The organism is uncultured Subdoligranulum sp. (genome assembly GCF_937890665.1).
The window spans coordinates 1-8,280 of record NZ_CALADU010000143.1 but is presented as its reverse complement, the minus strand read 5'-3'; the positions used below and the strand labels follow the sequence as shown (position 1 = coordinate 8,280).

Annotated in this window: 6 protein-coding genes and 1 pseudogene; all 7 read left to right on the top strand. The window is 61.9% G+C overall.

Going from position 1 to position 8,280, the window contains the following annotated elements; genetic code table 11:
* A partial coding sequence (locus Q0526_RS08425; protein WP_298732477.1) for a creatininase family protein occupies window positions 1-671 on the top strand: 671 nt, incomplete at its 5' end.
* A 30-nt stretch (window positions 672-701) separates the two neighbouring features.
* The gene (locus Q0526_RS08420) at window positions 702-3,989 is read left to right on the top strand and encodes a DUF5107 domain-containing protein (protein ID WP_298732475.1); all 3,288 of its coding nucleotides are present in this window, start codon (window positions 702-704) and stop codon (window positions 3,987-3,989) included.
* A 31-nt stretch (window positions 3,990-4,020) separates the two neighbouring features.
* Complete coding sequence (locus Q0526_RS08415; protein WP_298732473.1) at window positions 4,021-4,944, top strand: DUF5107 domain-containing protein; 924 nt, start codon at window positions 4,021-4,023, stop codon at window positions 4,942-4,944.
* Between the two features lie 24 nt (window positions 4,945-4,968).
* Complete coding sequence (locus Q0526_RS08410; protein WP_298732471.1) at window positions 4,969-5,916, top strand: sugar kinase; 948 nt, start codon at window positions 4,969-4,971, stop codon at window positions 5,914-5,916.
* Between the two features lie 24 nt (window positions 5,917-5,940).
* A complete protein-coding gene (locus Q0526_RS08405) occupies window positions 5,941-6,588 on the top strand; it encodes a bifunctional 4-hydroxy-2-oxoglutarate aldolase/2-dehydro-3-deoxy-phosphogluconate aldolase (RefSeq protein ID WP_298732469.1) in 648 nt (215 codons plus the stop codon).
* 521 nt (window positions 6,589-7,109) lie between these two features.
* Entirely contained in the window at window positions 7,110-7,883 is a 774-nt protein-coding gene (locus Q0526_RS08400) for a DeoR/GlpR family DNA-binding transcription regulator (protein WP_298732467.1), read from the top strand.
* A 173-nt stretch (window positions 7,884-8,056) separates the two neighbouring features.
* Window positions 8,057-8,280 (top strand): annotated as a pseudogene (locus Q0526_RS08395) (allantoinase AllB); the annotation flags it as partial.

Sequence of the window (8,280 nt, the reverse complement as noted above, 5' to 3'; positions counted from 1 at the left end):
ACAAATCTGTTGCGGGCAAAACCGCTGCCCTGGCCCGCCGCACCGGCGGCGTGGTGCTGCCGCCCCTATACATCGGCACCGAAACGCCCCGCAGCCCCGAAACGCTGCGCAAGGTCGGTTTTACCGGCACAGAGCAGATCGTGGGCATGGACTTTCCCGCCAACAGCATCAAGAGCTTTTACTGGCCCCCCGCTTTGTTTGAGCAGATCGTCCGCCAACAGACCCAAATGCTGCTGGATATGGGCTTTGCCCAAATCGTCTGGCTCAACGGGCATGGCGCCGACGCCCAAATCGAAATCTTGCAGCGGGTCTGCCGCGAGGCATCGCAGGCATCGGGCCGCTGCGTCATGACCCTTTTGGCGCTGTGGGAGGGCTGCGGCGCCGGGCTGGGCCACGCAGGCTTGGCGGAAACCGCCATCTTCCAGCATCTCTGCCCCGAGGCGGTGGCGCTGGACCGCCTGCCCCCCAAACCCGAACCGCTGCCCAACACCCGCTACGCCATTGTGGACAGCGAAACCTTTGCCCACGGACCCAACGCGGACTACACCGTCCGCTACGATCCGCGGGACGCCACCCCCGAACTGGGGGCCCACATTGTGGACTACACGGTGGATGCCTGTGTGCACGCCGTGGAACAGGCATTCCAACAGGCGGCTTCGACCGCTTTGTGACCATTCATTTTTACAGGAGGGAACCCTTTTATGATGAAGCATATCACAGAGGGCGTGGCCGTTTGGAGAGAGGATGTCACCATCCCCACCTACCCCGTCGGCCAGCCGGACAAAAACCCCATGTTCTTGGAAAAGCGCGTCTACCAAGGCAGCAGCGGCAAGGTCTATCCCCACAGCGTCATCGACAAGATCTATGACGAGAAGGAGGACCGCACCTACAAAGCCCTCTGCTTGGAGAACAAATACCTCTTTGTCATGGTCCTGCCCGAACTGGGCGGCCGCATCCAGCGCGCCTACGACAAGACCAACGGCTACGACTTCGTCTACTACAACCATGTGATCAAGCCCGCCTTGGTGGGCTTGGCCGGGCCGTGGATCAGCGGCGGCATTGAGTTCAACTGGCCCCAGCACCACCGTCCCAGCACCTTTGACCCGGTGGACAGTACCATCCGGGAAAACCCCGACGGAAGCTGCACCGTCGTCGTCAGCGAGATCGAAAACATGTTCCGCACCAAGGGCATGGCCAGCTTTACCATCTACCCCGATAAAGCCTACATCCGCATCGACGCCCAACTGTACAACCGTACTCCCATGCCCCAGACCTTCCTGTGGTGGGCCAACCCCGCCGTGCCGGTAAATCAGGACACCCAGTCGGTCTTCCCGCCGGATGTCCACGCCGTTATGGACCACGGCAAGCGGGACGTTTCCCGCTTCCCCATCGCCACCGGCGTCTACTACAAGCAGGACTACTCCGCCGGCGTGGATATTTCCCGCTATAAGAACATCCCGGTGCCCACCTCCTACATGGCTTACCATTCGGACTACGACTTCGTGGGCGGTTACGACCACGGCAAACAGGCCGGTATCCTGCATGTGGCTGACCACCACGTCGCCCCCGGCAAGAAACAGTGGACCTGGGGCTGCGGCGACTTCGGCCAGGCCTGGGACCGCAACCTGACCGACTCGGATGGTCCCTACGTGGAGCTGATGACCGGCTGCTTTACCGACAACCAGCCCGACTTTACTTGGCTGGCCCCCTACGAGGAAAAGACCTTTACCCAGTATTTCATGCCCTACAAGGATGTTGGCATGATCCGCTGCGCCAGCACCGACGTGGCCCTGCGGCTGGATCTGGACGGCGACACCGCCGATCTGGCGGTCTACGCCACCGGCGATCTGCCCGGCGCCAGGGTCGTACTGGAACGGGACGGCCATCCCCTGTGGGAGCAGACGCTGGACCTGTCCCCCGTGCAGACCCTGACCACCCGGGTGGAGAAGGCCGGAACCGATGCCACCGCCCTGACCCTGCGGGTCTACAACGCCACGGGCAAGGAGCTGCTCCACTACACCCCCGAGGCCGAGAAGATCGAAAAGACCCCCGACCCCGCCAAGGCCGTACCCGATCCCGATAAGGTGCCCACCAACGAGGACCTCTTCCTCTATGGCCAGCACATCGAGCAGTACCGCCACGCCACCTATCTGGCCGAGGACTACTACCGCGAGGGCCTGAAGCGCGACCCCACCGACGCCCGCATCAACAACGCCTACGGCTTGCTGCTCATGCGCCGGGGCCGTCTGACCGAGGCCGAGACCTATTTCCGGGCCGCCATCGCCAAATACACCCGTTCCAACCCCAACCCCTACGACAGCGAGCCCTACTACAACTTGGGCCTCTGCCTGAAATTGCAGGGCAAGAACGACGACGCCTACGACGCGTTCTACAAAGCGACCTGGAGCGGCGCATGGCAGGGACCTGCCTTCTACGCCATGGCCTGCCTGAAAGCCGCCGAGGGCGACTGGGAGCTGGCGCTGGCCCATGTGGAGCGCAGCTTGGTACAGGGCTGCCACAACATGGAAGCCCGCAGCCTGAAAACCGCCATTCTGCGCCATCTGGGCCGCACGCAGGAAGCCGCGGACTTTGCCCGCCAGAGCCTGACCATCGACCCCATGGACTACGCCGCCCGGTGGGAGCTGGGCGGACAGAGCCGGGAGGCCGTGCTGGCCGATCTGGCCACCAACGCCAACTGGGCGCTGGAACTGGCGCTGGAATACGCCGGGGCCGGTCTGTACGAGGAAGCCGCCGCCATCCTGCAGGACAGCCTGCGCCGTGGCGGGACTTATCCGCTGCTGCACTACCATCTGGCCTCCTTCTTGGATCGTCTGGACCAGGGCGAGGATGCCGCCGCCCAGCGGGCACAGGCGGCCGTCGCCCCCAGCGACTACTGCTTCCCCCATCGGTTGGAGGATCTGCTGGTCTTGCAGGAAGCGGTGGAAAAGAACCCCACCGACGCCAAGGGCTTCTACTATCTGGGCGACCTGTGGTACGACAAGCGTCAGTACGACGACGCCGTGGCCTGCTGGGAACGCAGCCGGGATCTGGATCCCACCTTCCCCACCGCCCACCGCAACTTGGCGCTGGCCTACTTCAACAAGTACAACCGTCCGCAGGATGCCCTGACCGAGATGGAACAGGCCTTTGCGCTGGATGAAACCGACGCCCGGGTGCTGATGGAACTGGACCAACTGCGCAAGAAGCTGGGCATGGACGCCGCTACCCGGCTGCCCCTGCTGGAGAAATACCTGCCCGTGGTGCAAAAGCGGGATGACCTGTATCTGGAGTACATCACGCTGCACAACGCCTTGGGCCGCTACAAGGAAGCCTACCAGATGCTGATGGGCCGCCACTTCCACCCGTGGGAAGGCGGCGAAGGCAAGGTCCCGGCCCAGTACCGGCTGGCCTTGACCGAGATGGCCCGGCAGGCGCTGGACAGCGGCGACGCCGCCAAGGCTGCCGACCTGCTGCGGCAGGCCACCGTCTACCCCCACAATCTGGGCGAAGGCAAGCTGGCCGGTGCGCAGGAGAATGACATCTACTACTATCTGGGTCTGGCCGAGCGTGCCTTGGGCCACGAGGAGGAGACCGAAGCCTGCCTGCGCAAGGCAAGTGTGGGTCTGTCCGAACCCGCCGGCATGATGTACTACAACGACCAGCCGCCCGAGATGATCTACTACCAAGGCTTGGCCCACCGCGCTCTAGGCGACGAGGACGGCGCCCGCAGCCGGTTCAACAAGCTCATCGACTACGCCGAGCAGCACCTGACCGACCATGTGAAGATCGACTACTTCGCGGTATCGCTGCCCGACCTGCAGATCTTTGAGGAAGATCTGGACATCCGCAACCGGGTACACTGCCTGTTCATGCGGGGACTGGGTCTGATGGGCCGGGGCCGCACCGACGAAGCCCGTGCCTGCTTTGCCCAAGCCCATGAGCTGGACCCCAACCATGTGGGCATTCTGCTGCACAGCCGGGGCGTTTGACCCTTACCTTATAAAAAAGGAGGCCTGTGCCATGCTGCAACAGGGCCAATTTATGGGTAGTGAGGCGTGGACGCTGGAAAACGACGCCCTGCGCGCCGTCATTCTGCCCGGCCACGGCGGCAAAGTGGCCTCGCTGGTCTTGCGGGCGTCCCACTTTGAACTGCTCTTTCAAAATCCCAAACCCACCTTTGCTGCGGCCCACTGCGGGGATGACTTTTCCCGCTTTGAGGCCTGCGGCTTCGACGAGGCATTTCCCACCGTGGATGCCTGCACCGTGACGGTGGACGGCCAACCGGTGCCCTACCCCGACCACGGGGAACTGTGGAGCGCTGCCTTTACCGCCCAACCCGACGGGGAGGCACTGGTGCTTACCTTTACCAGCCCGCTGCTGGGCTACCGGTACACCAAGCGCTTCTCGCTGGAAGGGTCCCGGCTGGTCTGCCGCTACCACATCGAAAACCCCACCCCGCGGGATCTTCCCGCCCTGTGGGTCTGCCATTGTCTGGTCCGGGCGGAACCGGACCTGCGCATCGAGCTGCCGCCCGAGGTCACCACGGTGGAAAACGTCTTTGCCAATCCCCTGTTGGGAGAGGCCGCCCAACGCCGGCAGTATCCGGTAGCGGACGGCCCCCACGGGCCGGTGGACCTGCGGCAGATGCCGCCGGACGGCATGGTGAAATTTTATGCCGACGGCCCGGTGCAGGCCGGTTGGTGCCGCTACCACTACCCCCACGCCGGGGTGACCGCCACCCTGCGCTATGACCCCAAAGCCCTGCCTTATCTGGGCTTTTGGGCCACCGCCGGGGGCTACCGGGGCGACGTGAACTGTGCCTTGGAACCTGCCAACGGCTACTACGACAACATCCCGCTGGCCCTAAGCCGGGGCGCCTGCCCGGTGCTGAAGGCCGGTGCCAGTTGGGACTTCCCGCTGGAGATCGAACTGACCGGGTGCTGAGCGCACCCGGGAAAGGAGAAATCGGTGAAAACACTGCTTACCCTTGGGGAAACGCTGGCCTGCTTTATGCCGGAAGCCTCCGGCCCGCTGCGCTACGTCACCGGCTACCGGATGACGCTGGCCGGGGCGGAGAGCAATCTGGCCATCAACGCCGCCAAGCTGGGCATTCCCAGCCGGTGGTTCAGCCGGTTGGGCCGGGACGAATTTGGCGCCTTTGTGTGCAACCGCATCCGGGGCGAAGGGGTGGACTGCCGCTCTGTGGTGTTTGACGCGGAACACCCCACCGGTCTGATGTTCAAACAGATCGGCGCCGGGGAGACCCGGGTCACCTACTACCGGGCGGGCAGCGCCGCCAGTTTTCTGGCCCCGGAGGACATCACCCCCGACCTGTTCGAGGGGGTGGGCCTGCTGCACCTCACCGGCATCACACCGGTGCTCAGCGAAAGCTGCCGGGACGCGGTGCTGGCTGCGGCCCAGATGGCCCGCGTCCAAGGCATTCCCCTGAGCTTTGACCCCAACATCCGCCGCAAGCTCTGGCATGGCACCGACCACACGCCGCTGCTGCGGCAACTGGCCCTGCAAAGCACCGTGCTGCTGCTGGGACGGGAGGAGGCCGAGGCACTGTTCGGCACCGACGACATTGCGGTGCTGGGCGATACCGCCTTTGCCCAAGGGGTGCAGATCATCGCCCTGAAGGACGGCGCCCGGGGCTGCACCGTGGCGGTGCCGGGGCAGCCGGCCCTGTCCCTGCCGCCTTGGCCCTGCCATTGTGTGGAGCCGGTGGGCGCAGGCGACGCCTTCAACGCCGGGTTCTTGGCGGGGTGGCTGCAAGGCCTGTCCCCCGAAACCTGCGGCCGGATGGGCGCCATCGCCGGGGCCATGGCTACCGAGACCCCCGGTGACATTGAAGGCACCCCCACCCGGGAACAGATGGAGGCAGCCCTGTCCGGGCAAGCCGAGATCTACCGCTGAGAGAAGTATAGAGAGGTGATCATCATGGCTGATATGCGTGCCATGGTAGAACAAAATCCCATTTTGGCCATCTTCCGCAATGTGCCCAACGACCACGCCGTGGCCTATGCCCGGGCGGTGATGAACGGCGGCGTCCGCTTTTTTGAGGTGGCGCTGAACTCCCCCGGGGCTTTTGACCAGATTCGCCTGCTGCGGGCCGCCTTTGGGCAGGACATCCTGCTGGGCGCCGGTACCGCCGTGACGCCGGAACTGGCCCAGATGGCCATGGATGCCGGGGCCGGCTTTCTGCTGACCCCCAGCGCGCCGGAGTCGGTGCTGGCCTACTGCCAGCAGCACGACATCCCGCTGCTGCCCGGCGTCATGACCCCCACCGACGTGCAGCATTGTCTGGACCACGGCTTTTCCACCCTGAAGCTCTTCCCCGCCGGGGACCTGCCGATGAGCTATGTGAAAAGCCTGCAAGGCCCCTACGACCAGACCCGGTATATGGCCATCGGCGGCGTGAGTGCCGCCAACGCCGCGGACTTCCTGCGGGCCGGCTATCTGGCCGTGGGACTGGCCAGCGCACTGGTCCCCAAGGCTGCCTTGGCCGCCTGCGACTGGGACGCCTGCACCCGCGCGGTACAGGAACTGGTCCGCAGCGTAGCGGCCTGCCGCCCGTCGGCCAACTGAACCTGACACAACCGTTCCTTCCTCCCCTAATCACAGAAGGGCGCTCCCAAGCGGAGCGCCCTTCTGTGTTGTATTTCGTCCCCCCCTGTCGCCGCGGCACAGCGTTTGCGGCGTCCCCCGTATAGCGGGGTAATTTTTTGCACATACTGGGGATACCTTTCCTTATAAAAGTCCCCTTTTCTCCTCTTTGTTTCAAAAAGATAGGGTCAAAAAGTACAAAATATACAAAATCCGCTTTCCACCCGTTCCCATGGTTGCAGGCGCTCGCCCTGCATAGCATCGCCATTTTTCCCGAGAAAATAGACAAATCTTGAACATTTTTGTAAAATATGCTATAATGTTGCTATATTGATTTATGCATTTTGCCTGTCCGGGCCACTTTATTAAATTAAGCGAGCGGTTTATTTTTTTTGTTTCTTTTCCACATCGCTTTCTTTTCTTCACTTTTTTATGGGGGAAGTTGGCGTTTCCTGTTGTAAAAGTTGTGGAAAACCGGACAAAATTCCAGCAGGAGGGATTTCATGCATCAACAGCGACAACAAGATATCCTGCGGCGTCTGTCGGAAGTAAAGTTCTTGCGTTTGGAACAGCTTTCGGAACTGTACGAGGTTTCACCGGAAACGATCCGGCGCGATCTGCTGGAATTGGAGAAGACCGCGCTGGTCAAACGGGTGCGGGGCGGTGCCATGTATTGCAGCGCCCGTGCACAGGAGATGGAATATGCCCAGCGCATGCAGAGCAACCAAATTGAAAAGCGTGCCATTGCCCAGCAGGCCGTGCAGTATATTCAGGACGGGGACGCCCTAGCCTTAAACAACGGCACCGCCACGCTGGAGTTTGCCCGCTGCCTGACCAAAGAACGGAACAATCTGACCATCGTCACCAATTCGCCGGAAATCGCACTGATCCTGAACCGCAACGAGACCAACCACGTCTATGTAGCGTCCGGGTATCTGCGCAGCCACAACCAAAGTTTGGTGGGCAGCATGTGTCTGGACTGTCTGGACGCCTTTAAAGTGGATAAGGTCTGTGTATCCATCGACGGTGTTTCCCTCGACGGGGGCATTACAGAATTCAACCCCGAGGAGGCCGCCATCATCCGCAAGATGCTGGACATCGGCCGTACCAAGATCGTCCTGTGTGAATACGTCAAATTCTCCGAACTGGCCTTCCACCGCATCTGCCCCGCCGAGGAGCTGGACTATATCATCACCGACTGGACCATCCCGGCAAAGGAGATCGAACGGTGGGAAGGCATCGGCGTCAAGGTCGTCCCCGCCGAAAAAATCGAGTAAAAACCCTCTGGAATGTTGTGGAATTGGGTTGGAAAGGAAGAATTTTCTCCAAATTTTGTGTGGAAAATCAAATAGAAACTCGCAAGAAGCCGTCAATTTCGCAAATTGACGGCTTTTTTTGTGGATGCTAAGATAGGGTTACGATAAAACAAACCAAAACGGAGGCGCTATTCGTGAACACTTTTGGTCAAAATGGCAAGACCGCCATCGTGAACGGTCAAGTCGTCCTGCCGGACGGAATCGCCAACATCAATCTTTTGTTAGAGAACGGCCGCATAAGCGCCCTGTTTCATGGCGGGTGCGAACTGGGGAAAGATGTGAAGGTCATCGACGCCGCCGGACGGATCGTTATGGCGGGCGTGATCGATACCCACAACCACATGGGGGATCCGGGGCC

Excerpts from the sequence above, each read along its gene's own strand:
- Q0526_RS08420 (WP_298732475.1), top strand. The coding sequence starts at position 702 with ATGATGAAGCATATCACAGAGGGCGTGGCCGTTTGGAGAGAGGATGTC.
- Q0526_RS08415 (WP_298732473.1), top strand. The coding sequence starts at position 4,021 with ATGCTGCAACAGGGCCAATTTATGGGTAGTGAGGCGTGGACGCTGGAA.
- Q0526_RS08405 (WP_298732469.1), top strand. The coding sequence starts at position 5,941 with ATGGCTGATATGCGTGCCATGGTAGAACAAAATCCCATTTTGGCCATC.
- Q0526_RS08400 (WP_298732467.1), top strand. The coding sequence starts at position 7,110 with ATGCATCAACAGCGACAACAAGATATCCTGCGGCGTCTGTCGGAAGTA.